This is a genomic window from Arthrobacter sp. KUASC02 (assembly GCF_059739395.1).
In genome coordinates this window covers 2,416,802-2,441,660 of the sequence record NZ_AP046053.1, presented here as the reverse complement: position 1 = coordinate 2,441,660, position 24,859 = coordinate 2,416,802, and the positions used below count along the sequence as shown (strand labels likewise).

At 65.7% G+C, this 24,859-nt stretch carries 24 protein-coding genes; 15 read left to right on the top strand and 9 right to left on the bottom strand.

Going from position 1 to position 24,859, the window contains the following annotated elements:
- Positions 1 to 24: 24 nt before the first annotated feature.
- The 13 genes from AC6JAC_RS11265 (at position 25) to AC6JAC_RS11205 (ending at position 14,184) form a co-directional block, all read left to right on the top strand.
- Positions 25 to 228 carry a ubiquitin-like protein Pup gene (locus tag AC6JAC_RS11265; RefSeq protein ID WP_028269214.1) on the top strand — a complete coding sequence of 68 codons (204 nt, stop codon included), beginning with the start codon at positions 25 to 27 and terminating at the stop codon, positions 226 to 228.
- Between the two features lie 87 nt (positions 229 to 315).
- The gene (prcB, locus tag AC6JAC_RS11260; protein ID WP_347894449.1) at positions 316 to 1,143 is read left to right on the top strand and encodes a proteasome subunit beta; all 828 of its coding nucleotides are present in this window, start codon (positions 316 to 318) and stop codon (positions 1,141 to 1,143) included.
- A gap of 1 nt (position 1,144) precedes the next feature.
- On the top strand, positions 1,145 to 1,852 hold the full coding sequence (prcA, locus tag AC6JAC_RS11255) for a proteasome subunit alpha (RefSeq protein WP_028269212.1): 708 nt from the start codon (positions 1,145 to 1,147) through the stop codon (positions 1,850 to 1,852).
- A gap of 1 nt (position 1,853) precedes the next feature.
- Entirely contained in the window at positions 1,854 to 3,218 is a 1,365-nt protein-coding gene (gene pafA, locus AC6JAC_RS11250) for a Pup--protein ligase (protein WP_028269211.1), read from the top strand.
- A 111-nt stretch (positions 3,219 to 3,329) separates the two neighbouring features.
- A complete protein-coding gene (locus AC6JAC_RS11245) occupies positions 3,330 to 4,259 on the top strand; it encodes an FKBP-type peptidyl-prolyl cis-trans isomerase (RefSeq protein WP_028269210.1) in 930 nt (309 codons plus the stop codon).
- 43 nt (positions 4,260 to 4,302) lie between these two features.
- On the top strand, positions 4,303 to 4,698 hold the full coding sequence (locus tag AC6JAC_RS11240) for an FKBP-type peptidyl-prolyl cis-trans isomerase (RefSeq protein WP_028269209.1): 396 nt from the start codon (positions 4,303 to 4,305) through the stop codon (positions 4,696 to 4,698).
- 122 nt (positions 4,699 to 4,820) lie between these two features.
- Complete coding sequence (locus tag AC6JAC_RS11235) at positions 4,821 to 6,821, top strand: helix-turn-helix transcriptional regulator (protein WP_497964712.1); 2,001 nt, start codon at positions 4,821 to 4,823, stop codon at positions 6,819 to 6,821.
- 10 nt (positions 6,822 to 6,831) lie between these two features.
- A complete protein-coding gene (locus AC6JAC_RS11230) occupies positions 6,832 to 7,209 on the top strand; it encodes a hypothetical protein (RefSeq protein ID WP_454698658.1) in 378 nt (125 codons plus the stop codon).
- A 32-nt stretch (positions 7,210 to 7,241) separates the two neighbouring features.
- Entirely contained in the window at positions 7,242 to 7,526 is a 285-nt protein-coding gene (gene tatA / locus AC6JAC_RS11225; protein WP_497964710.1) for a Sec-independent protein translocase subunit TatA, read from the top strand.
- A 48-nt stretch (positions 7,527 to 7,574) separates the two neighbouring features.
- Positions 7,575 to 8,369: a twin-arginine translocase subunit TatC gene (gene tatC, locus AC6JAC_RS11220; RefSeq protein WP_028269205.1), complete on the top strand. Its 795-nt coding sequence runs from the start codon at positions 7,575 to 7,577 to the stop codon at positions 8,367 to 8,369.
- 24 nt (positions 8,370 to 8,393) lie between these two features.
- A complete protein-coding gene (locus tag AC6JAC_RS11215; protein ID WP_497964708.1) occupies positions 8,394 to 11,282 on the top strand; it encodes a DEAD/DEAH box helicase in 2,889 nt (962 codons plus the stop codon).
- Between the two features lie 63 nt (positions 11,283 to 11,345).
- Complete coding sequence (locus AC6JAC_RS11210; RefSeq protein ID WP_497964706.1) at positions 11,346 to 13,022, top strand: amidohydrolase; 1,677 nt, start codon at positions 11,346 to 11,348, stop codon at positions 13,020 to 13,022.
- Positions 13,023 to 13,443: 421 nt separating this feature from the next.
- Complete coding sequence (locus tag AC6JAC_RS11205; RefSeq protein WP_454698661.1) at positions 13,444 to 14,184, top strand: polyprenol monophosphomannose synthase; 741 nt, start codon at positions 13,444 to 13,446, stop codon at positions 14,182 to 14,184.
- A 116-nt stretch (positions 14,185 to 14,300) separates the two neighbouring features.
- Here AC6JAC_RS11205 and AC6JAC_RS11200 read toward each other — a convergent pair whose 3' ends face one another.
- From AC6JAC_RS11200 to AC6JAC_RS11185, 4 genes are all read right to left on the bottom strand, one after another.
- On the bottom strand, positions 14,301 to 14,648 hold the full coding sequence (locus AC6JAC_RS11200; protein ID WP_026266329.1) for an RNA polymerase-binding protein RbpA: 348 nt from the start codon (positions 14,646 to 14,648) through the stop codon (positions 14,301 to 14,303).
- 265 nt (positions 14,649 to 14,913) lie between these two features.
- Positions 14,914 to 15,912 (bottom strand): SPFH domain-containing protein, encoded by a 999-nt coding sequence (locus tag AC6JAC_RS11195; protein WP_347894466.1) that lies wholly within the window; start codon positions 15,910 to 15,912, stop codon positions 14,914 to 14,916.
- Between the two features lie 115 nt (positions 15,913 to 16,027).
- On the bottom strand, positions 16,028 to 16,489 hold the full coding sequence (locus tag AC6JAC_RS11190) for an NfeD family protein (RefSeq protein ID WP_028269200.1): 462 nt from the start codon (positions 16,487 to 16,489) through the stop codon (positions 16,028 to 16,030).
- Between the two features lie 134 nt (positions 16,490 to 16,623).
- Complete coding sequence (locus AC6JAC_RS11185; RefSeq protein WP_497964703.1) at positions 16,624 to 17,463, bottom strand: putative RNA methyltransferase; 840 nt, start codon at positions 17,461 to 17,463, stop codon at positions 16,624 to 16,626.
- Positions 17,464 to 17,623: 160 nt separating this feature from the next.
- Here AC6JAC_RS11185 and AC6JAC_RS11180 point away from each other — a divergent pair, with 160 nt between their 5' ends.
- Positions 17,624 to 19,702 carry a S9 family peptidase gene (locus AC6JAC_RS11180; protein WP_497964702.1) on the top strand — a complete coding sequence of 693 codons (2,079 nt, stop codon included), beginning with the start codon at positions 17,624 to 17,626 and terminating at the stop codon, positions 19,700 to 19,702.
- Here the strand turns inward: AC6JAC_RS11180 and AC6JAC_RS11175 are convergent.
- Together AC6JAC_RS11175 and AC6JAC_RS11170 are read right to left on the bottom strand one after the other, a co-directional pair.
- Positions 19,699 to 20,370, bottom strand: a complete 672-nt coding sequence (locus AC6JAC_RS11175; RefSeq protein WP_497964700.1) for a peptide deformylase — start codon at positions 20,368 to 20,370, stop codon at positions 19,699 to 19,701. The two genes, AC6JAC_RS11180 and AC6JAC_RS11175, sit on opposite strands and share 4 nt — an antisense overlap.
- Positions 20,371 to 20,379: 9 nt before the next feature.
- Positions 20,380 to 21,291, bottom strand: a complete 912-nt coding sequence (locus AC6JAC_RS11170) for a hypothetical protein (protein WP_497964698.1) — start codon at positions 21,289 to 21,291, stop codon at positions 20,380 to 20,382.
- A 59-nt stretch (positions 21,292 to 21,350) separates the two neighbouring features.
- On the opposite strand from AC6JAC_RS11170, the gene AC6JAC_RS11165 reads away from it, so the two are divergent.
- Positions 21,351 to 21,761 (top strand): nuclear transport factor 2 family protein, encoded by a 411-nt coding sequence (locus AC6JAC_RS11165; RefSeq protein WP_454698667.1) that lies wholly within the window; start codon positions 21,351 to 21,353, stop codon positions 21,759 to 21,761.
- Here AC6JAC_RS11165 and AC6JAC_RS11160 read toward each other — a convergent pair.
- Genes AC6JAC_RS11160 through AC6JAC_RS11150 form a run of 3 tightly spaced genes read right to left on the bottom strand, consistent with a single transcriptional unit; the run spans position 21,758 to position 24,844 of the window.
- Positions 21,758 to 22,912 carry an FAD-dependent oxidoreductase gene (locus tag AC6JAC_RS11160; RefSeq protein WP_497964696.1) on the bottom strand — a complete coding sequence of 385 codons (1,155 nt, stop codon included), beginning with the start codon at positions 22,910 to 22,912 and terminating at the stop codon, positions 21,758 to 21,760. The two genes, AC6JAC_RS11165 and AC6JAC_RS11160, sit on opposite strands and share 4 nt — an antisense overlap.
- Entirely contained in the window at positions 22,905 to 23,615 is a 711-nt protein-coding gene (locus tag AC6JAC_RS11155) for a class I SAM-dependent methyltransferase (protein WP_028269193.1), read from the bottom strand. Before AC6JAC_RS11155 ends, AC6JAC_RS11160 begins: the two co-directional genes overlap by 8 nt.
- 14 nt (positions 23,616 to 23,629) lie before the next feature.
- Positions 23,630 to 24,844 carry a type III polyketide synthase gene (locus AC6JAC_RS11150; RefSeq protein WP_028269192.1) on the bottom strand — a complete coding sequence of 405 codons (1,215 nt, stop codon included), beginning with the start codon at positions 24,842 to 24,844 and terminating at the stop codon, positions 23,630 to 23,632.
- Between the last annotated feature and the right edge of the window lie 15 nt (positions 24,845 to 24,859).

The following is a 24,859-nucleotide window of genomic DNA, read 5'->3' as shown; positions in this document are numbered from 1 at the left end:
GGGGACGGATAGAAGGAGAAGGAAATGGCAGGCCAGGAGCAGCAGCAGCCGCAGTCACGCGATGACGAATTCGAAGACGACGCCCCCGCCACGCCGCCCGCATCCGGGGATGCCCAGGCATCGGCAGCCACCCAGGGTGTGGACGATCTTCTGGATGAAATCGACGGCGTACTCGAATCCAATGCCGAAGAATTCGTCCGGGCCTTCGTCCAAAAAGGCGGCCAGTAGGGCCCAGGCTGCCCTCGCCTGAACCGGAGGGACGGCAGCCCGGACGGCCGAAGAGACGTTGACCCACCACGTTGAAGGAGTGCATCAGTGCAGGACACCACAGCCAACCAGGTAGCTGCCAACGCGACGTCATCATTCACTGAACACCTCCAACGCAACAGGCCCGGCTTACTTCCCTTCAATCAGCCGTTGCCTGCCGTTTCGGCCGGCGCCGGTTCACAGCCGCTGCAGGTGCCGCACGCCACCACCATCGTCTCGCTGACATACGGCGGCGGCGTCCTGATGGCCGGCGACCGCCGCGCCACGATGGGGAACATCATCGCGAGCAGGCACATTGAAAAGGTCTTCCCGGCCGACCGGTACTCGGTGCTGGGAATTGCCGGCACCGCAGGCATCGCCATCGACCTGACGCGGTTGTTCCAGGTGGAGCTGGAACACTACGAAAAGATCGAAGGAACGTTGCTGAGCCTGGAGGGCAAAGCCAACCGGCTCGGCGCGATGATCCGCGGAAACCTGCCCATGGCCATGCAGGGCCTGGCCGTGGTGCCGCTCTTCGCCGGCTTCGACCTGCCGGCGGGCACCGGCCGCCTGTTTTCCTACGACGTCACCGGCGGACGATATGAGGAGCAGGAACACCACGCCGTGGGTTCCGGTTCCATGTTTGCCCGCGGAGCCCTGAAGAAACTCTGGCGGCCTGGACTTACCGAAGCCGAAGCGGTCGCTGTGGCCGTTGAAGCCCTGTACGACGCGGCCGATGACGACTCGGCAACCGGCGGGCCGGACCCCGTCCGGCAATTGTGGCCGGTTGTCTACACCGTGGGCCGGACAGGCGCCAGGCGCATCCCCGAACATGATCTGGCGGCCGTGGCCGGCACCATCATCGAGGCCAGAACTGCTGCACGGCGGGAGGCCTGATATGACTCAACAGTTTTATGTGTCGCCCGAACAGCTGATGAAGGACCGTGCGGATTTCGCACGGAAGGGAATTGCCCGGGGCCGCTCCGTCGTGGTGATCAGCTGCGAAGAGGGGATTGCACTCGTTGCGGAGAATCCGTCGCCGTCGCTGCACAAAATCGGGGAGATCTACGACAAAATCGCTTTCGCCGCCGTCGGGAAGTACAACGAGTTCGAGAGCCTGCGCCAGGCGGGTGTCCGGTACGCGGACGTCCGCGGCTACTCCTATGACCGGGAAGACGTCACCGCCAGGGGACTGGCCAGCGTCTACGCGCAAAGCCTCGGCGCCGTGTTTACGGCCGAGCAGAAGCCGTTCGAAGTTGAGCTCGCTGTGGTGGAAGTCGGCGGCAACTCGGCGGACGACCACCTGTACCGGCTGACGTTCGACGGGTCGATCGCCGACGAAAAGCGCTTTATTGTGATGGGCGGCCAGGCCGACAAAGTCGCCGAAACCGTCGAGGGCGGGTGGCAGCGGGAATTGAACTTCGCCGGTGCCATCAGGCTCGCTATGAAGGGGCTCGTCACCGACAAGGAGGCCGGCGAATTGCCGGCGTCAGCCTTGGAAGTGGCGGTACTGGACCGCGCCTCAGAGAGCACCCGGGGATCCCGGCGGGCTTTCCGGCGCCTCGACGACGACGAAATCGCCGCCCTGTTGTCTGAGGAGAACTGAAATGGACAAGCGAATTTTCGGCATTGAAACCGAGTTCGGGATCTCATACTCGAGCCCCGACTCGCGTCCGCTCGCACCTGAGGAGGTGGCACGCTACCTCTTCCGCAAGGTGGTCAGCTGGGGACGATCATCCAATGTCTTCTTGACCAACGGTTCCCGGCTGTACCTCGATGTGGGGTCCCACCCCGAGTACGCAACCGCCGAATGTGATGACCTGGCGCAGTTGATCGCCCATGACCGCGCAGGCGAACTGATCCTGGACGACCTCGTGGACGAGGCACAGGAACGACTTGCCGCCGAAGGGTTCAATGGCACGGTCTACCTCTTCAAGAACAACACCGACTCCGCAGGCAATTCCTACGGCAGCCATGAGAACTACCTCATACCCCGCCGCGGAGAATTCTCGAGGCTGGCGGAGATCCTGATTCCCTTCCTGGTGACACGCCAGCTGATCGCCGGTGCCGGAAAGATCCTCAAGACCCCGCACGGTGCCACCTTCGCTTTTTCACAGCGCGCGGACCACATCTGGGAAGGCGTTTCGTCGGCCACCACCCGGTCGCGTCCCATCATCAACACCCGGGACGAGCCTCACGCAGACGCGGAATTCTACCGCCGCCTCCACGTGATCGTGGGTGACTCCAATATGTCCGAAACCACGGCCCTGATGAAAGTCGGCACCGTGGACCTGATCCTTCGGATGATCGAGGCGGGCGTGATCATGCGGGACATGCGGATGGAGAATCCGATCCGCAGCATCCGCGAGATCTCCCACGACCTCAGCGGCAGGGCGCTCATCCGGCTTGCCAACGGACGGCAGTTGACGGCGCTGGAGATCCAGCGCGAGTACCTGAACAAAGTGACGTCGTTCGTCGCCGAAAACGGCGCACACAACCAGCACGTGCCCCTCATCCTGGACCTGTGGGAACGGACGCTCACTGCCATCGAGAGCGGGGACACCAGCACGATCGACACCGAGATCGACTGGGCCATCAAGAAGAAGCTGATGGACAGCTACCGCAACCGGCACGGACTCGGCCTGGACGCGCCGAGGATCGCCCAGCTGGACCTCACCTACCACGACATTTCGCGCACGCGCGGGCTCTACTACCTGCTGCAGTCCAGGGGAGCCGTCCGCCGGGTGGTGGACGACACAGCCGTCAAAGACGCCGTCGATGCGCCGCCGCAGACCACCCGCGCCAAGCTCCGGGGCGACTTTGTCCGCCGCGCCCAGGAACTGGGCCGCGACTACACCGTTGACTGGGTGCATCTGAAGCTGAACGACCGGGCCCACCAGACCATCCTGTGCAAGGATCCGTTCCGCAACGTGGACGAGCGGGTGGACGCCCTGCTGGACTCTATGGGCTGATACCCAGCTTCAGGGGCTATTCTGGATGGGGCCGTTTATCCGGCCCCGACTGCGTTGCCGCGCGCACCACTCGCGGCAACGCATCCATCTTGCCCCGACGAAAGTTCTTACGTGCGCCGACTACTAGCAATTCTCATTCCCGGACTGCTGCTGATCACCGCCTGCGGCGGATCGCCTGCAGCCCCGGAACCCACCAGCCAGTCTGCTGGCGAGACCGCCAAGCTCGACTCCCTGAAGCTTACGGACAACGGGGACAAGAAGGCACCTGGCGTCGAATTCGACAAGCCCCTGGACGTGAAGGAACCCACCGTGAAGGTGGTCACCGAGGGTACCGGAGAGCGCCTGAAGGCCAACCAGATCGCCGACATCTCCATCCTCGCCGTCAGCGGCAAGGACGGCAGCACGCTCGAGGACACCTTTGCCAAGGACCCCGAGCCGCTTGAGCTGAACGACGCCCTCAAGACCGGCAACGCCGTGATCTACAACGCCTTTGTTGGCGCCAAAATCGGTTCGCAGCTTGCCCTCGCCGTGCCGGGCCAGGCCGCCCAGGGAGGCACCGAGGCCGGCCCCACGCAGCTGCTTGTTGTGAAGGTGCTCGCCGCCAAGGATGCCCCGAAGGTGCTGGACAAGCCGGAGGGTGAGACGGTCACGCCGCCCGCCGGACTGCCGACCGTCAAGGAAAACGACAAGGGAATCCCGGAGATCTCGGTCGACGGTGTCAAGGCACCGACAGCCCTCGTCTCGCAGGACCTAATCAAGGGCACCGGTCCGGCCGTCAAGGAAACCGACACGCTGACCGTCAACTACGTGGGCGTCACCCTCAACGGCGGAACCAAGTTTGATTCCAGCTTCGACCGCGGCGAAAAAGCCAGCTTCCCGCTGACCGGCGTTATCAAGGGCTGGACCCAGGGCCTCGCCGGCAAGACCGTGGGTTCCCGTGTCCTCCTGGTCATCCCGAAGGACCTCGCCTACGGTGACGCCGGACAGGGTGAAGCCAAGGGCGATCTGGTGTTCGTCGTCGATATCCTCGGCGTCAAGTAAGCCACCCAACTTCCAAGCCAACCCAAACCAAGAAGGAGCAAACATGTCATTTGGACAGCGCAATTTCGACCGCCAGAAGCCGGAAATTGACTTCCCCGAGGGGGATGTCCCCACCGAACTGGTGATCACCGACCTCATTGAGGGCGACGGAGCCGAGGCCAAGCCGGGCGACACCGTCTCCACCCACTATGTCGGAGTCGCCTGGTCCACCGGCGAAGAATTCGACGCGTCGTGGGGCCGCGGTGCGCCGCTGGACTTCCGCGTTGGCGTTGGCCAGGTCATCCAGGGCTGGGACCAGGGCCTGCTGGGCATGAAGGTCGGCGGCCGCCGCCGCCTGGAAATCCCCTCCGAGCTCGCCTACGGTTCCCGCGGTGCCGGCGGAGCGATCGGACCCAACGAAGCACTGATCTTCGTTGTGGACCTCGTCGGAGTCCGCTAAACGGACGACGGCCCGGCACCAGCCGGACACGCCTAGCAAGCGCGGTAACAATCGGAAGGAAATTTCCGTTTGTTGCCGCGCTTTCGGCGTTAAGGCGCAACGGCTTTAGTAACGTAGCCAAGGTGTCCGCCTCACGTACAGAACGCCTCCTGAACCTGCTCATCGCGCTCCTCAACACCCGCTACGGCCTGCGGCGCAGTGAACTGCGCGACAAGGTGTACCACGACACGAGCAGCAGCGAGGTTGCCTTCGGCCGCATGTTCGAGCGGGACAAGAGCGACCTCCGCCAGTTCGGCTTCGACGTCGAAACAGTGATGGACCAGGGCTGGGGCTCCGACGATCCCGCCACGACGCGCTACCGCATCGGCAAGGAGTCCAACCGGCTCCCCGACGTCAGCCTCACCTCCGCCGAATGCACAGTGCTCATCCTGGCGGCCCAGCTCTGGGAGCAGGCCGCACTCGGATCGGCGGCGCAGGACGCCATGCGCAAGCTGCAGGCGGCCGGCGGCCTCACGGAGGCCGAACTCCCGGCCGGCGTTCAGCCAAGGATCAAACCCGCCGGCCAGGCCTTTGAGGACCTGATCAGGGCGATGCACGCCCAGCATCCCGTCAGCTTCACCTACCTGGCCGGCAGCACGGGCCGTGAAGAGGCCCGGACCGTTGAGCCCTGGGGCCTGGGCAGCCGCTTCGGGCAGTGGTACCTGGTGGGCTTTGACCGGGCCCGTCACGCGAAGCGTTTCTTCCGGCTCTCCCGTTTTACGTCCGCCGTAGCCGTCCTGGACAAGGACCACTACATGCGGCCCCAAGGCTTCAACGTCCGGCTGGAACTGGACTCCCTGGCCGAACTGCCGGTGCAGTCCGCGGTCGTGGACGTGGCCGAAGGCAGGGTGCTCGGCCTGCGCAAGCGCGTCACCGCAGCCGCCGCACACACCCCGCCGGACATGCCGCTGGACGCGCCCGACGCCGGGTGGGACCGGCTCAGCGTCCCTTTCCGGGATGCTGAGGTGCTGGGCGAGGAACTCGCCTCCTACGGGCCCAACGTGGTGGTCCGTGCGCCGAACGAACTGGTATCGGCAGTCCGGAGGAGGCTGCAGGCTGCAGCGGACTTCGCGGCGTCTCCGGCGCCCACGGTCGCCTTCTCGGAAGCTGCCCCGGCGAAGCGCCCGCGGAAGCGAACGTCCGAGGACCAGCTCAAGCGGATGCTTCAGCTGGTCCCGTTCCTGGTCCACAACCAGGGCCTGCACATCACTGAGGTTGCTTCCAGTTTCGGCGTGACCAGGAGGGAACTGGAAGACGACCTGCGGATCCTGATCTGCTCCGGCCTGCCCGAGGGGTACCCGGACGATCTCCTGGACATTCAGTGGGAGGACGACCACGTCTACATCACCCAGGACCTTGACCTCAATCGACCGGTCCGGTTCACGGTGGACGAGGCATGCGCACTCCTGACCGGCCTGGAGACCCTCAACGGCCTGCCTGAGCTCGCAGAGGGGAGCGCCCTGGAGTCCGTCACGGTGAAACTGATGGCGGCCGCGGGGGAGGAGGGCCTGAAGGCAGCATCCATCGCCGGACCGCAGGTGGGTCCGGCGAATTCCGCGGACCTTGCCACGATCCGGCAGGCCATTGCGGACGGCCGGCAGTTGCACCTCACCTACTTCTCCGCGCAACGCGACTCCATGTCCGAACGGGACGTCGACCCGCTGCGGCTCTATTCTCTGGACAACACCTGGTACTTCGAGGCCTACTGCCACAGCGCACACGGGCTCCGGAACTTCCGTCTGGACCGCATCGAGAGCCTGGAACCGAACGGCCGGCCCGTGACCGAAGCGGCGAAGCCCGCAGAGGGCTTCCCGGTGAAACTCTTCACCCCGAACGACGACGACACTCTGGTCACCGTGGAACTGGCGCCACAAGGCATCGGACTCGCCGACGACTACTACTCGGAGCGGACGGCTCCGCTCCCCACCGGCGGTCTCCTGGCCGAAATCAGGTTCGGCAGCACCGGGTGGCTACCGACGTTCGTCGCCCAGCACGGCGGAGCCGTCCGTATCCTTGCGCCGGCCAGCCTGGCTGAGGCTGCCAGTGACTGGATCGGCGCGGCTTTGGCCCGCTACGGCGGCTAGACTACTCAGCATGCCTTGGTGGTCTTGGATCCTGATCTGGATAGCGCTCGTAGCCGTTTCCCTTCTTTTCTATGTGCTGTTGGGAATAAGGCTGTTCAGGCAATTCATGGCCACGGCCAGGGACCTGGGCGCTGCCGGTGAACGCTTCGGCGCACCGCTCGCCAACCTCACCGACCCTGCATCGTTGCCGGGCCAGGCGCCCGACGGGGAGCACGGCCCGGGACGCCACCCGGTGGCCGGTTCAGCGGTTTTTGCCTCGCCGATGCAGATGAGACATGATTACCTCACGTCCAAATCCTCCCGCAGGGATGAACGCCGCCGCCGGCGCGTTCAGCGCAAAGCGGACCGTGGCCAGCTCCAGGCGCTGCGCGACATCGATTTCGGTTAGACGTAGGATGTATTTCGAGGAAAGGACTTCCAGTGGGACGACTCTTTGATGGCCCTTGGCCCATCGTCATTATTATCATCGTGGCTCTGCTTCTCTTTGCTGCACCCAAGCTTCCGGCCATGGCCCGCAGCCTCGGCCAGTCAATGCGGATCATCAAGTCCGAGGTCAAGGAAATGAAGAACGACGGCAAGCCCGAGGCCAAGGACGGCACGGACCCGGTTGAAGGCAAAATCGTCAACCACCCGCAGTCCCGGCCGCAAAACGGTGACTCCGGCAGCGCCGACGGAACCGACGTTCCGCCGTCGAACCGCGTTTGACCTGAAGTGGCACTGACGAAGGGCCGTAAATCCAACCCTGAGGGCCGCATGGCCCTGATGGACCACCTTAAGGAGCTCAAGAACCGGCTCATTAAGTCGGCCATTGGACTCGTCATCGGCGGCATCGGGGGCTGGATCCTTTACGACCCGGTATTGAGCGCCCTGAAGGAACCCGTCGATCGGATTGCCGAGACAACCGGCGGCACCTCTTCGGTGAACTTCTCGAGCATTGCGTCGCCGTTTGACTTCAAACTGCAGCTTTCGCTGCTGATCGGCGCCGTCATCTCGAGCCCCATCTGGATCTACCAGCTGTGGGCCTTCATCACACCCGGCCTCACCAAGAAGGAACGGCACTACACGCTCGGCTATATGGCCGCAGCCGTGCCGCTCTTCCTTGCCGGCGTCTGGGTTGGCTGGATGGTGACGCCGCAGGTGGTGCGCGCGCTGACCCAGTTCACGCCTGCCGGGTTCTCCAACCTCATCGATGCCCGCGACTATGTCGACTTCGTCACCCGCATGGTCCTGTTCCTTGGGCTCGCGTTCCTGGTCCCCGTGGTCCTGGTCGGCGTCAACATGGCCGGCATCATCAGGGGCGAGACCATCCTGAAAGCATGGCGCATCACAGTCTTCCTGGTGTTCGTGCTGGCCGCCGTCGCGGCGCCGGGAGCGGACGCACTGTCCATGTTCCTGCTCGCAGGCCCGCTGCTTGCACTGTTTTTCGCCGCCATCGGACTCTGTATCTTCAACGACCGGCGCCGGGACCGTAAGGCTGCGAAGATCGCCGCCGAAACTGACGCGACGGCCGACGTCGCGACGCCCGGCTCGGAACTGGGGAAACTGTAGCCCCTCGCCCACTAGGCTGGAAGTATGTCCTCCACAACCGGGCCACAGTCGCCATCCGAACTCTATCGGGCCAGTGCCGAACGGACCGCAGAAGCCAACACCTACCTCGGCGCGTTCGTCCGCACGCTGGATTTCGAACTCGACGATTTCCAGCGCCAGGCCTGCAAATCCCTGCAACAGGGCAGGGGAGTGCTGGTCGCGGCCCCCACCGGTGCCGGCAAGACCATCGTGGGGGAGTTCGCCATCTATCTGGCACTCCAGCGCGGCCTCAAGGCCTTCTACACCACCCCGATCAAGGCGCTGAGCAACCAGAAGTACTCGGAGCTGGCGGACAAATACGGCGCGGAGAACGTTGGACTCCTGACGGGCGATACCAGCATCAATGGCGACGCCCCGGTTGTTGTGATGACAACCGAAGTCCTGCGGAACATGCTCTACGCGGATTCAGACACCCTGGACGACCTCGGCTTCGTTGTCATGGACGAGGTCCACTACCTCGCTGACCGGTTCCGCGGCGCCGTCTGGGAAGAAGTCATCATCCACCTGCCGAGCGAAGTCCAGGTGGCTTCGCTGAGCGCCACAGTCTCCAACGCCGAGGAATTCGGTGCATGGCTTGACACTGTCCGCGGACACACCGACGTCATTGTTACCGAGCACCGGCCGGTGCCGCTCTGGCAGCACGTCATGGTGGGACGCGAGATCGTGGACCTCTTCGCGGGCGAAACCACCTTCGATGAAATTGCCCCCGAAGGGGAATCGAACCCCGGCGCAACGGCCATGACGGCCAACGTCGCCCTCGAACGGGGATTTGAAGTGAACCCGGACCTGCTGGCGATGGCACGCACCGAGAGCCAGATGAATTCACGGGCCCGCTTCGGCCATGGCGGCCGCAGCCAGCGTCGCCAGCAGAACCAGCGCGGCGACCGCTCCCAGGCGGGCCAGCAGAGTGCCGTCCGCAAGGCCAGCCGCCCCCAGGTCATCGCCAGCCTGGACCGGCAGGACCTGCTGCCCTCCATCACTTTCATCTTCTCCCGCGCCGGCTGCGACGCTGCAGTGGCCCAGTGCGTCGCGGCAGGTTTGTGGCTGACCACCGAGCGGGAACAACAGATCATCGCCAGCCGCGTTGACGAAGCAGCACAGGACATCCCCTCTGACGATCTGGACGTCCTCGGATTCTGGAGTTGGCGGGATGGACTCCTGCGTGGCCTGGCAGCCCACCATGCAGGAATGCTCCCGACGTTCAAGGAAGTCGTGGAGAAACTCTTCGTCGAAGGCCTGGTCAAGGCGGTCTTCGCCACCGAAACCCTTGCGCTGGGTGTCAACATGCCGGCACGTTCGGTGGTGCTCGAAAAGCTGGACAAGTTCAACGGAGAAGCCCACGTTGGCATCACCGCCGGCGAGTACACCCAGCTCACCGGCCGCGCCGGACGCCGCGGCATCGATGTCGAAGGCCACGCCGTGGTGCTCTGGCAGCCCGGGACGGACCCCACGGCAGTGGCAGGCCTCGCATCCCGCCGAACCTACCCCCTGAACTCGAGCTTCCGCCCCACGTACAACATGAGCATCAACCTCCTGGCGCAGTTCGGCCGGCCGCGCGCGCGGGAAATCCTGGAATCCTCGTTTGCCCAGTTCCAGGCGGACCGTTCCGTGGTTGGCCTGGCCAAGCAGGTCCGAAGCAGGGAGGAATCCCTGGCCGGCTTCCAGAAATCCATGACCTGCCATCTCGGGGACTTCACCGAGTACTCCCGGCTTCGGCGGGAACTTTCGGACACCGAAAACGCCGCCTCCCGCAGCACCTCGAAGGCCCGCAAGTCCATTACCGAGGACTCCCTGAGCAGGCTCCTCCCCGGCGACGTGGTGGACGTGCCGACAGGCAGGGCACCCGGCCTGGCCGTGGTGCTCGGCTCAGACCACAACTCCCGCGAGCCGCGCCCCGCCGTGCTGACGCTGGACAACCAGTTACGCAGGATTGGCATCCACGACCTTGAAGGACCCATCACCCCGGTGACCCGGGTCCGCATCCCCAAGTCGTTCAACGCGAAGGTGCCCAAGTCGCGCAAGGACCTGGCGTCGTCGGTGCGCAACGCCATCCGGGAAAACCGTCCCCCTGCGCCCGGCAACACCCGCAACACTGATTTCGGCAGGGCGGCGGCCCTGCCGGACCAGGAGAAGCGGATTACCGAACTGCGGCTGGCCCTGCGGTCCCATCCCTGCCACGGGTGCAGTGAACGCGAGGATCACGCGCGCTGGTCGGAGCGCTGGTTGAAGCTTCGCCGCGAAACGGACGGACTGATCCGCGAAATCCAGGGCCGGACCAACACCATCGCCAAGACGTTTGACCGCGTCTGCGACCTTCTCTCCAGCTACGGCTACCTCGAAACGTCCGATTCGGGAAGGGTGTCCATCAACGCCGACGGCCAGAAGCTGCGCCGGATCTACGGCGAAAAGGACCTCCTTATTTCCCAGTCCCTGCGGCAAGATGCGTTCAGCGACCTCGACGCCACCGAAGTGGCGGCCCTGGCGAGCGTGCTGGTTTTCCAGGCCAAGCGGGAAGAACGCGGACTGCGGCCCCGGATGCCCAGCGTGTCGCTGGAGACCGCCGTCGACATCGTCGTCCGGGAATGGTCCATGCTGGAGGACGCCGAGGAGGAGAACAAGCTTCCGTTGACCGGTGAACCGGAGCTTGGCCTCGTGTGGCCCATCTTCAAGTGGGCCAAGGGCAGGCACCTCCAGGAAGTCCTCAGCGGCACGGACCTGGCAGCCGGCGACTTTGTCCGGTGGGTCAAGCAGGTCATCGACCTCCTGGACCAGCTGGCAAAGATCCCCGGCCTGGATCCGAGGCTCTCACGGCTCTGTTCGGAGGCCATCATCCTGGTGCGCCGCGGCGTGGTCGCCTACTCCACCGTGGTGTGACCCCCACCGGACCCGTCCGCAGATTTTCCACTACTTCAAGGCTGCTTAGGAGCACCACACAACATGACTGACGCACGGGCGGACCAGCCGGCCGGAGAACGCAAAGTGACGCTGTACCGCAATGGTTCCGTCTATACCGCTGCAGACCCGTTTGCCACCGCCATGATGGTGGACGGCGACACCGTGGCGTGGGTCGGTTCAGAGCAGGCAGCCACGTCCATCGCCGATTCGTCGATGGACATCGTCGACCTCCACGGCGCACTCCTGGCGCCCGGATTTGTTGACTCACACGTCCACCTGACTGAAACGGGCATTGCCCTGGACTCACTGCAGCTGGGCGGAGTGCGCTCGGCCGCCGAACTCCTGGACGCTGTGGCTGCCTCCGTTGCGGGGTCGTCAGCCGATGCCGGCGCCACCGTCCTGGGCCATGGGTGGGACGAGAGCAATTGGTCCGACCCGGCCCTGCCCAGCCGCGAGGAACTGGAACGCGCGGCGGGGGGCCGGCGGGTCTATCTTTCGCGCGTCGACGCCCATTCCGCACTGGTCTCTTCCGCCTTGGCCGAAGCAGCAGGCCTCGCCGGGCTGGACGGATACTCGGCCGGCAGCCAGGTGAAGCGGCATGCCCACACGTCGGCCAGGCTTGCAGCGCGGCAGCTGCCGGACGGGGACCTGCGGAACTACCAGTCCCGCGCCTTGGCCGAAGCCGCCGCAAACGGCTACGTGGCAGTGGCGGAAATGGCCGCGCCGCATATCGGCAGCGCCGCAGACCTGCGGATTGCAGCCGGTTGGAACGGCCCGGATGCCCTCGGGAAGCCGACGCCTGAGGTCCTCCCGTACTGGGGCCAGCTGGCCGGGTCCGAGGAGGACGCCCGCGCTATCCTGGACGGCCTCGGCGCCGCCGTGCGCGGGCTCGCCGGGGACCTGAACATTGACGGTTCCATCGGGTCCCGGACTGCCGCGCTCAGGGATGACTACAGCGATGCTTCGGGAGAGCGCGGCAGCCTCTACCTGTCCGTTGACCAGGCAGCCGCGCACTTGGCCGCCTGCTCCCTGCTGGGCATCCAAGGGGGCTTCCACGTCATCGGCGACGCAGGACTCGACGCAGCCCTGGACGCTCTGGACCGGGCGGCCGCGGAAGTGGGGGAGCAGCGGGTCAGGGCCGCCGGCCACCGGTTCGAACATGTGGAAATGGCCGACGCCGACGCAATCGAGCGGCTGGCCAAATACTCAGTGACGGTCAGTGTGCAGCCGGGATTCGACGCCGCATGGGGCGGGGCCGGCCGTCTCTATCAGGAACGGCTGGGGCACCGGGAACGCGGGATGAACGCCTTCGCATCGTTCTATGCCGCAGGAGTTCCCATCAGCTTCGGCAGCGACAGTCCTGTCACTCCGCTCAACCCTTGGGCCAGCGTCCGCGCCTGCCTCGAACACAGCAATCCGGAGCAGCGCATCTCAGCGCGGGCCGCGTTCCTTGGCCACACCAGGGCCGGCTGGCGGGCAGCCAAATACCGCAACCCGATGGCCGGCCAGCTGGTACCGGGCGCGCCGGCCAGTTTCGCCGTCTGGGAAGTGGAGGAACTCATGGTGCAGGTTGCGGACGGCCGGGTTCAGTCCTGGAGTACGGACCCCCGGGCGCGCACACCGTTGCTCCCGGCACTGGACACCGGTACCGATCCTGTGTGCCTGCAGACCGTCCGGGACGGACGGGAGCTGTTCACAAACGGCTCCCTGCGGTCATAGACCGTAAAGCTTACCGGCGCGCCGTATGCTCCTGACCTGCAGGTATGCCTAAACCTGCAGGTCAAACCCGGGTTGACACTGCCGGGGCTGTCCGTAGCATTGAGTCGCAACGGACGGAACCAATAGTCAAGGGGCTCCGTCTGGCCGCGTGACCCGCCAGCAGGATGCCCAGCCGGACCTGCCGTCGGGCCAGACCGTGGCAGTCCCGGGGGCAGGTCCACTTCGCAGCAGAAAACAGTTCCGCCGAGGCACATCGCATCCGGACGCAACTGGCCCGAGGCATGTGGACCTGCCCGCGGCCCGCCCGCGTGACGCGCCCCATCAGCGCAAACTCCCTATAATGGTGACTTGCGCCTTAAAGCCCTCACTTCTATCTGGCTTCCTGGCGCGTGACCGCTCCCATCAAGGAAAGGGCCCCGCTGTGCGTGTCCTCACCATCATCCCCACCTATAACGAGCTGGAATCGTTGCCCAAGACACTCGCACGCCTGCGTGCAGCCGTCCCGGCTTCCGATGTGCTGGTGGTGGACGACAACAGCCCGGACGGCACCGGGCAGCTTGCGGACGGCATCGCCGCGGAGGATAACCAGGTCCACGTTCTCCACCGCCAAGGCAAGGCCGGCCTGGGGGCGGCCTACATTGCCGGCTTCAAGTGGGGGCTGGAAGCCGGGTACGACATCCTGGTGGAAATGGACGCCGACGGATCCCACCAGCCCGAGCAGCTGCAGCAGCTCCTGGACGCCGTGGAAGAGGGCGCAGACCTCGCCATGGGCTCCCGCTGGGTGCCGGGCGGCAGCGTGGTCAACTGGCCGCTGTACCGCCAAGCCATCTCACGGATCGGCAGCACCTACGCCCGGCTTATGCTGGGCATCAAAATCAAGGACGTCACAGGCGGCTTCCGCGCCTTCCGGCGGACGACGCTTGAGAAGCTCAACCTCGACCAGGTGGACTCCGTGGGCTACGGATTCCAGGTTGACCTGGCCTGGCGGGTGGCCAAAATGGGCCTGAAGATCGTTGAACGCCCCATCACGTTCGTGGAGCGGGAACTCGGAGCTTCCAAGATGAGCGGCAATATCGTGGTGGAAGCCATGATCAACGTCACCAAGTGGGGACTCACCGCCCGTTGGCGGAAGCTCACCGGCCGCGGTTCGGCTGCGTCCTAGGCCACCGGTGCTGAACGTCCGGCACTAGCCGGACACAAGAAAAGGGCCGGGCCCGTAACCTCTCTGATGAGGTACGGGCCCGGCCCTTTGCGTTCTCGACTTCGCGGGACGCTTGGCTAGGCCGAGCGGCGTTCGCCGCGGCGTTCGCGAAGGATCGTCAGACGGTCCTCGAGGATCTGCTCGAGCTCAGGCAGTGAGCGGCGTTCCAGGAGCATGTCCCAGTGCGTGCGCACGGCCTTCTCGTTGCTGTTGACGGGGCGTTCGCCGTCAACGAGCAAGGCTTCCTTGCCCGTCTTCGAAACCCACACCGGGGGAATCTCGGCTTCGGAAGAGAAGGTAACGAAGACCTGCTCGCCGTCCTCGCAACGATACTCAACCCGCTGGCGCGGAGCCGGCTCAACACCGGATTCGGTCTCCATGCTCTGTGCGCCAAGACGCATGCCCCGAAGGCTGCGATCGCTCATGATTTCTCCCTTTGGTCGGTTCGCGGAGCGAGGCTCCGCGCTAGCCGGGGCAGCTCACGCCTCGGACTACTGTTTGCACTGCCCTGCATCAATAGACACAACGCTTTGCCAAGCTTGATTGTTCCAGCAGGTCTGAACCAGCCGGACAAATATCCTATTATACGGGCTTATTTCCCGGCGCGTAAAGCCGGACCCTGCCGCAGGCAAAAGCGGGGGAGGCGCCCGCAACGCGGACGCCTCCCTGGCCAATGCCGGACGCGGCTGCCTAAAGAGGCTGCCGCGGGTCCCCGGGCTGCGTGCCCCCGTGCTTGGCGGCGGTTCCGGCACCAGTGCCGTCGTCCGCGTTGGTGCCACTTCCGCCGTCGAAGAGACCGCCGGTGCGGGAGTCAGCATTGTTGCCTCCGAGGACATTGCCGATGCCCTTCAGGGCTTCTCCGACTTCGCTGGGGATGATCCAGAGCTTATTGGAGGAACCTTCGGCCAGCTTGGGCAGTGTCTGCAGGTACTGATACGCCAGGAGCTTGTTGTCCGGGTTGCCCTTGTGGATTGCGTCGAATACTTTCTGGATGGCCTGGGCTTCGCCGTCGGCACGGAGGATGGCAGCCTTGGCATCACCTTCGGCTTTCAGGATGGAAGACTGGCGCTGCCCTTCCGCCGTGAGGATGGCCGACTGCTTGGTGCCCTCAGCCGTCAGGATGGCTGCGCGGCGGTCGCGCTCGGCACGCATCTGCTTTTCCATCGAGTCCTGGATGGAGTGGGGCGGATCAATGGCCTTCAGCTCCACACGGGAAACCCGGATGCCCCAGCGTCCGGTAGCTTCATCCAGGACACCGCGGAGCTGGCCGTTGATCTGGTCGCGTGAGGTCAGCGCCTCTTCGAGGTTCAGGCCGCCAACAACATTTCGGAGCGTGGTGGTGGTCAGCTGTTCCACCGCCTGGATGTAGTTCGCAATCTCGTACGTGGCCGCCCTCGCGTCAGTGACCTGGAAATAGACCACGGTGTCAATGGAGACGACGAGGTTGTCCTCGGTGATCACCGGCTGCGGGGGAAATGACACAACCTGCTCGCGAAGGTCCAGGAGCGGCAGGAGCCTGTCCACGAAGGGAATCAGGATGGTGAGGCCCGGGAGCAGGGTGCGCTGGTACTTACCGAGCCGTTCCACGACGCCGGCGCGGGCCTGCGGGACGATTCGCACCGACCGGACCAGCACTATTATTACGAACGCAACGAGAACCAGCAGCACGATTGCGACTGCGATATCCATACATCACCTATTCCCCAGTTATGTGCCTTGCTATGTTCGCGGCGGCGGTTCGCCGCGTGCCCGGCGCCGGTGGCGGCTGCCGGAAAAATGTTCCTGCCTGCTGGTGCTGCTGGTCCTACTGGACGGCCGTCTCCGGCTGTGGCGCCACCACCGCGGTGGCTCCTTCGATGGCCGAAACCACCACCCGCTGCCCGGCGTTCAGGACACCGTTCTCCGAGCGTGCGCTCCAGACGTCGCCGCCGATCTTGACCAGCCCGGAGGAGGTGCTGACGGTTTCCATAACGAGGGCGGACTCGCCGATCAGCCGGTCGATGTTGGTCCGCTGATCCGCGGGCCCCTTCTTCAGGTGCTTCAATGCAACCGGACGAACGAAGACCACCATCAACAGGGAAACAACGCAGAAGACCACGATCTGCAGCCAGAAGTCGGCACCGGCGAAATCAGCCAGCAGGCCGGCCAGCGCTCCGCCTCCAAGCATGATGAAGAACAAGTCCAGGGTGAGCATTTCCACCACAGCAAACGCCAGGAAGACGGTGAGCCACAGTGCCCACCAGTTCTCGCCAAGCCATTCAAACATGCGTTCCCCCTTCGTCCCCGGGGCTGCGGACGCAGGCCCTCAGTAACTGTGCTTCCATCCTAGACCGAAGCTGCGGGGCGCAGGAGGGGACCGTCAGGCACGGTCGGAAAGTAGTCAACTCGTTATGAGGCCGCCTACTTCCGGGGTTCAAACACGCTGATTCGGAACCGGGCCGAGACCTGAGTGAGGGGCGGCAGCCCGGCGATGATGGCGTCCAGCGCTGCCGGGTCCAGATGGTGGCCGGCCGGCCCCATCAGGGCCAGGTTGCCGACGTCGGCCGGTTCAAGCCCCAGATCCAGGTCCAGCTCCCGGGTGGAGCGCTGGGCAAAATGTCCTCCGAGGGAGGCGGCAAGCCGTTCCTCCTTGGCCGGCTCGATCCCGAGCATGCCGGTCTGACCCGCTATTTCGGCAAGGTGGCCGGACCGCGGGGTCACCACAATCAGCCGCCCGCCGGGGCGGAGCACACGGGCGAATTCCGCGGCGTTCCTCGGCGCGAAAACCACCGTGACGACGTCGACGGCGGCGTCCGCGACGGGAAGCGGCTGCCAGACGTCGCTGACCAGGTTGACGGCGTCTGGATTCATCCGGGCCGCACGCCGCAGCGCGAATTTGGAAATATCGAGGCCGATGGCGGACGCAGGGGCGGCCGCCAGCAGGGCATTCAGGTAATGTCCGGTTCCTGTTCCGGCATCCAGCACCGCAGCGTCCGCCCCGCCCAGCGCGGGGGCGGCTAGTTCCGCGACCGCGTCGGCCAGTGGCCGGTAATGCCCGTTGGACAGGAAGTCGAAGCGGGCGGCCACCATGGCCGCCGTATCGGCTTCGAAAACAGTGCCCTTGCCCACCAGCAAGTTGAAGTAGCCCTGCCTGGCAGCGTCAAAACTGTGGCCTTCCGGGCACGCCAGCCGGTTGCCCCGGAGGCCCAGGCTGGTTCGGCAGACGGGGCACAGGAGCAAACGGGCGGCGTCGGGAAGCATGCACCCCATCCTAGGGCCGCGGCGGCAGCACCCTTCCCGGCGCCCAGCTGCCGGAAACTCCCCGACCCGGTGCAGCATCCCCGGCGCAGCATCCCGGTGCGGCATCGCCGGCGGCGTGAGGTATTTCACAGGTCATGCGTGAGCCGTTAGGCTCACAGGCGTGAAGCCTGAACATCTGCCCCTGCTGAAGTCCGTTTCCGCCCCCGCCGTCCACCCTGACGGCAGCCGGGCCGTGGTTTCGGTGGTCCGCCCTGATTTCGACGCCGACACCTACGTGGGCCAGCTCTGGACTGTGCCGCTGGATCCGGAGAAGCTGCCCCGCCGGCTGACCCGCGGTTTCCGCGACACCTCCCCGGCCTTTTCTCCGGACGGGCTGGTACTGGCCTTCCTGCGCGCAACGGCGGGCGGGAGTCCGCAGCTTTATGTCGTGGAGGCGGCCGGCGGCGAACCGCAGGTCCTCACCAACGCCAAGCTCGGCGTCTCATCCTTTGCCTGGTCTCCCGATTCGCACAGCATCGTCTTCGGTGCCAGAACGCCCGACGACGGCCGGTACGGCACCCTGGACGGCGTATCCGCAGGTGCTGAGGATGCAAGGCTGATCACGGACTACCAATACAGGATGAACGGCGTCGGGTATACGGCGGACAAGCCCCTTCAGCTCTTCATCGTGGACGTCCCGGAACTGGACGACGAGCCCCGGGTGCCGCCCGTTGGGCGGGCCCTGAAGAACCGCAAACCGGCAGCGAAAGATCCGGCGGGCTCCGGTCCGGCAGCAGACGCCGAAGCCCACGAAGCCGCCGATGCGGCGGCGGGCGACCTGCTCCCGGCCCCGCGGCAACTGACCTTCGCCGCGGCAGACCACTGCGGTGAATCGTTCAGCGCCGACGGACAATCCGTGTACTTCATTGCTGCCCTTCACGAAGGCAGTGACCGGGACCTGGAAGCCGGCGTGTACCGGGTGGCAGCCTCGGGCGGTGAGCCGGAATCCGTCAAGGCCGCCAACAGCGGGCGCCAGACGGTCGGTACCGCGCGCCAGTCCAAAAACGGGAAGTGGCTGTTCTACACCGCCCAGGAACTCGGCGAGTCCGGGCAGGACTTCGTGGCACGGAATACGGCCCTCTACGTCATGCCGGCCGAAGGCGGCGAAGCCACCGTCCTCAGCGACGTGGAAACGATGGACCTCACCGAAGGCGCCGGGGGATTGGAGCTCCGCGGCCCGGATTCGGTACTCCTCCTGAACAACGCGCAGGGAACCGTGGAGCTGCTGGAGTTCGGAGCAACAGGCAACCACTCGCTGCTGGTCCACGGAGACCGGGTCGTCACCGGCGCTGCGTCCGCTGGCGGCTCGCTGTTCGTAAGTTTTTGCGACGCCGCCACAGCAGGCGATGTCGCGGCGCTGGAGGACGGCCAGTTGAGGCTGTTGACGGATTTTTCAGCCGAACTGCGGCTTCGGGCCGAGATTATTGAGCCCCGGGAGCTGACCTTCGATGCGGCGGACGGCTACCAGGTCCACGGCTGGCTGGTGCTGCCGCCCGGAAAGGGTCCGCACCCCGTCCTGCTGAACATCCATGGTGGCCCGTTCTCGCAGTACACCGTGGCACTGTTCGACGAAGCCCAGGTCTACGCCGCGGCCGGCTACGCGGTGCTCATGTGCAACCCCCGCGGCTCTGCCGGTTACGGCCAGGCACACGGGCGTGCCATCAAGGAAAAGATGGGAACCGTGGACATGCAGGACGTCCTGTCCTTTCTCGACGGCGCCCTGGCAAAGTTCCAGGAGCTCGACGGCGGTGCGCTCGGGATCATGGGAGGTTCCTACGGTGGCTACCTCACGGCGTGGACCATCAGCCAGGACCACCGCTTCAAAGCAGCCATCGTGGAGCGCGGATTCCTCGATCCGGTGAGCTTTGTGGGCTCCTCGGATATCGGCTGGTTCTTCGGTGGCGAGTACACCGGCACCTCAGCTGAACAGATGGCCGCCCAAAGCCCCATGGCCACCATCCGCACCGTCCGCACGCCGTCGCTGGTCATCCACAGCGAAGACGACCTCCGCTGCCCGGTGGAACAGGGCCAGCGGTACTTCACGGCGCTGAAGCAGCAGGGCGTGGACGCTGCGTTCCTCGTCTTCCCGGGCGAAAACCACGAGCTTTCCCGGTCAGGTACCCCGCACCACCGGAAGCAGCGCTTCGAGGAAATCCTTCGCTGGTGGGCCCGCTACCTGCCCACCAAGGCCAACCCCTAGTCCGCGGCTTCGTCCGGCAGGAAACCCAACTCCTGCCGGGCACGGTCAATGTCCGGGTGGGCCCACCGCGCACCGTATTCAGCGTTGTTGCTGAGGGAGCGCAGCTCAGCCTTGTCGATGTAGAGCACTCCCTGCAGGTGGTCAGTCTCGTGCTGGACGATACGCGCCTGCCAGCCGGAGAAAACCCGCTGCAGCGTGGTGCCGGTTGCGTCGGTGAAGTCGAGGCGCACTGATTCGTGCCGCGACACCACGGCCTGCAGGCCCTGCAGCGACAGGCAACCTTCGTAGAAAGCCGCTGCGCCGGTCCCCACCGGTGCATAGCTCGGGTTGATGACCGCAAAGAACTCCAGCGGTGTCCGGTTTCTGACGGCGGCAATATCGGCGTCGACGTCGTATTCGTCCTCGAGGACAGCGAGCTGCAGGGGAATGCCCAGCTGGGGCGCCGCCAGTCCGACACCGGGCGCGTCATGCATCACCTCGCGCATCAGCGCGACGAGCGCCGCGAGTTCGGCGCTGTCCAGCTGGCCGTCGTACGGTGCAGCTTGCTGCCGGAGCACCGGATGGCCGGCCTGCACAATGGACGGAAGCACCCCGGCTGCGAGGATCTCCTGGACTGTTTCCCTGATCCGGGCGTTGCTGAACGGGGTGGGGTTTGCGACATGAAGCATGGGAAAAGCCTAGTGCGCCGGGCAGGCCGCCGTGACGAACGCGTGGATCCGGCCCGTCAGGTCGGCACCGGCGGGAACCTTGAACACACCGCGCCGTCCGCCCACATCGAGGCGCAGTGGCAGCAGGGTTCCCACCTTGTCTTCAGCGACGGCATGCGGATCGCAGCGGGCGGGGCGGAACCGGAGACGGAACTCACCGGGGCTCCCGCCGGCAACAACCGTGATTCCGCGCGGCCACGGAGCGTCCGGGGCTTCGGCCAGAAGGGTGGTGCCCTCGATGCTTTCGATGACCAGGGAACGCGGTGTTCCGGCTTCGGCCGCGCGGGGCGTCACCTGAAGGCGTACGACGGCGGTCCGGCCGTCCGCCGCGACCTCCAGTTCCGGGGCGAGATTTATCCGGGCGATGCGCCCGGCGTCCTGCGCGAGGCAGAGTTCAGAGCGGTTCCGTGCCAGGACTCCGAAAGGGTCCGCTGCCGGCATTTGCACGTCACTGGTTGTGGAGCCCTGGCGGTAGGAGACCTTCACCTGCGCCGGTGCCGCGCCGGCCGAGGGGGCTGCGTCAGCATCCGCCCCGGGGCTGCCGCAGGAGGGCGCCGGCAGGGTGGCCGGCAGGCTCTTTGTCTGACCCGGCGGCACCTCCGTGCCCTCCGGCTTTGCCCGCCAGGATGTGCCCGCCGGGAACAGGGAACTGGACATGTCAGCGCTGAAGACCGTCAGGGACACGGACGAGGTGTTGCTGACCTGGATCTCGATGATCTGGCTGCCGTAGTTGTCCCTGAACTGGTTGAGTTCCGCAGTCAGCGGAGCGGCCCCTTCCGCGTCCGGGCTGCAGCCCCGCAGTGCCGTAACTGCCACCGCAGCAGCCAGTACGACGGCGGCTGTTGCCGGCCACCGTCGCCTCGCTTGCGCTGCGCCGTCCATGCCAGCAGTCTAAAGGCCCCGTTGAATCCGGGCGGCGGGCTATGGGCTAGCCTCGTTCCATGAACGAACAGACCCCGCTCGACTGTGTCCTTGGATTTGTCCGCGCCATTGAGGCCGGCGGCGGCGCGGCTGAAGTGGACAGCTTCCTGGCCGAGGACTTCACGCTGGTTGAGGCGCCGCACGTGCTCGCGCCGGAAGGGTCCGTGCGCAGCCGTGCGCAGGTGCTGGCGGGGGCGGACCAGAGCCGTCAGGTGGTGTCCGGTCAGCGGTTCGACGTCCGGCGGACCACGTGTGAAGGAAGCCGCGTGGTGCTCGAGGCGGACTGGTCGGCCACGCTGCTGATGAACCTTCGATACTGGGACGCCGGCGATACTATCCGGGCCCGGACCACATCTGTGTTCGAGGTCCGCGACGGACGAATCACCAGTCAGGACAGTTACGACTGCTATTACACCGCTGAACTGCGCTAGTGCATGGTGAAACGGGCGGCCACGCGTGCATTGACCGCCGGCACGCCCGCGGCACAGCCGATGAGCCTGTTCCGGACTGTCCACCACGGACGCTGCAGCGGCCTGCCAAGCGCCATGTTGATTTCGGCCTGGCGGGCAGCCGTCGCGGCCGCCCGCAGCCTGTGACCTTCAAACGACCGGAAATCCCTCTCCCGTCCGGTCCGGGCCAGCTGGCGGAGGATGAACGGCACCAGGTCAGCAGCATCCAGCCAGCCCAGGTTCATGCCCTGGCCGCCGATAGGGCTGATTTCGTGGGCGGCGTCTCCGATGAGCGTGACCCTGCCGTGGACCATGCGCTCCACCATCCGGGTACGGGCGCCGAAGCTGCTCAGCATCGAATTCGTGCCGGCGTCGACCGCGACGCCGGTCCGCTCCAGCACGATCCGCGCCAGGCCGCCGGGAGTCGACGCCTCCGGATCAGCTCCAGCAACGGCCGGTGCGCCCGGCAACCTGGCCACCCAACGCCGCTCTCCGCCCGGCAGCGGAAAGGACTCCACGATGCCGGCGGCTTCCAGGAACAGGGCTGCGTCCGGGCCGAACGCGGTGCTGTCGGCGAAGTCTCCCATCAGGTACCTGTCGCGGTACACCTTCAGCCGGGCGGGGGCCTCCAGCAGCTGGCGGACAGTGGAATGGACCCCGTCCGCGGCCACCGCCAGGGAAGCATGAATCCTGGATTCCCCGCCTGCGGTGAGGACGTCCACCGCAACGGAGGAACCGTCGTCGTGCATTCCCGTCACGGTTGCGCCGCGGAGAAGCGCCCCGCCGTCCAGCTCCCGGACGCGCCGCTCCAGGGCGGCTTCCGTTCTGGCCTGCGGCACGGATAACACGAACGGGTAGCGCCGGGACACGGAGTCGAAGGACATTCCCGCCAGCTCCACGCCGCCCCCGATGGCAACACCGCGGCGGATCCGGACGCCCTCGGCTATTAGGCCGGATGCTACGCCGACGCCATCGAGGGCCTCCAGCGACGGGGGATGGATGCCGATGGCGCGGGAGTGGGTGTTGGGCTCCGAGCGCTGTTCCAGGATCCGGACCGACATCCCGTGCTGCAGCAGAAGGGCTGCCAGGAACATCCCCACCGGGCCGCCGCCCACCACGACGACGTCAAGCACCGCTATCGGTCCGGTCCAGGGTGAGCAGATTGCGGAAGGGGAAACGGGGCGCAACGGCCCAGCCCGGGGGAGCGGACGCCTTCAGTTCCGCCGCCGTGTAGCTGCGGCGGATGGACGTCAAACCGTCGTCCCTGATGAAGGAACCGGGAAACGGCCATGACACGGCGTAGAACAGCGCGTACGCGGCGGTGCTGCGGCGGATGTCGTTGTGGAGGACCGGGCCGCGGGACAACATGGCCGATTCGGCGAGGAACTGCGGAAGTTCAGCCGTGTCCAGGTGGTGCAGGACGTGATTGGACACCACGGCATCGTAGCGCCGCCCCTCGGCTACCAGTTCGGCAGTTGACGCCTGCCGGAACGTCACGCCGTCGACGCGCCTGCGGCGCAGGGCGAACTCGAAGGCCCGCCGGTCCGGATCAATGGCAGTGATCTCCACTCTTCGCCGGTCCCGGGCCGCCCACGCCGCCAACATCAGGGGCACGTCCCCGCCGCCGCAGCCGATGTCCAGCAGGGTGGTCACACCGGTGGGTGACAGGACGGGCCGGAGATGGGTCCGGTAGATTCCGCGCCACCCGGCAATGGCCCGGTTCACTACGGGAAACTGCGCGTACGTGCGGTCCAGCCGCGCCGGATCACAGCCGGGACGGTCCATTTGCTCCACAGCGTGGACGTCCCGCTCGCGCAGCCATCCCGGGCCGGTCATCAGGCGGGCCGCCATCAGAGGAGCGACGGCTCAGTCCGTGCTGCAGCCTGCTGCGTTGCCGTGGACTCCTCGGCTGCCCCGGGTGAAGATCCTGCCAGCGGTGCACGCACCTTGGTGAACATCGCCGTTTCCACAGTGAGGCCCGGCCCGAACGCCATTGAACAGATGCGTTCGTCGCCGTCCTGCGGCGGGAGTCCGGCAATGTGTTTGAGGACAAAAAGCACCGTGGCACTGCTCATATTGCCGAATTTGCGGAGGGTTTCCCGCGCAGGAACCAGCTGCTCGTCCGTGAGCTCAAGCCGGGACTGCACCTTGTCCAGGATGCTCCTGCCGCCGGGGTGGATGGCCCAGTGGGTGATGTCCCGGTAGGGGAGTCCCCGCAGGGATTCATCGCGCGCAAGCAGTGGCTCCAGTGCCCCGATGATGTGGTCGTCGATGATGTGGGGGACGTAGTTGCCCAGCACCATCTCGAACCCTTCGTCGCCGATGTTCCATGCCATGGATTCCTCGCCCACCGGCGTGAGCACGGTTTCGAAGTGGTCCAGCTGCAACAGGGGCTCTCCGTCGGTGATGTCCCTGGCCGAGACGACCGCGGCGGCGGCCCCGTCCGCAAACAGCGCCGAGCCCATGATGGTGTCGGGGTCGTTGGACGTGCGGACGTGGAGCGAACAGAGCTCGGCGCAGACCACCAGGACAACGGCGTCGGGGTCTGCCTCGCAGAAGGATTTAGCTGCACGCAAGGCCGGAAAAGCCGCATAACAGCCCATGAAGCCGAGGTGGTAGCGCTGCACGGCCGGGTTCAGGCCCAGCGCACGGACGATTTTGTAGTCGGGACCGGGGTTGAAGAAACCGGTGCACGAGACCGTCACCAGATGGGTGATGTCGGCTGCCTCGACGCCGGCGCAGGCAGCAAGTGCTGCTTTGGCAGCCTCCACGAAGAGCTTGGTGGCTTCGCGGCCGAAGATGTCGTTCCTGACCTTCGTACTGGGGCTCAGGACCAGGCCGGTATCGGGGTCAAAAAACTGCGGATCGTCGGCACGGCTGTCCTTGGTCAGCTCCGTGACGGCGGTATGGCGGGTGTCGATGGCGGCGGAATCAAAACAGGTGTTCACGAGCCGCGACCCCAGCCTGGTCAGCCCCGGCTGGGCGGCAAACACATCACGGGCCTCGGACTGAATGAGTACGGTGGGCGGGACAGCAGTTTCCAGGGATCTCAGGTAGACCGTCATGGTTCATTCTCAGTG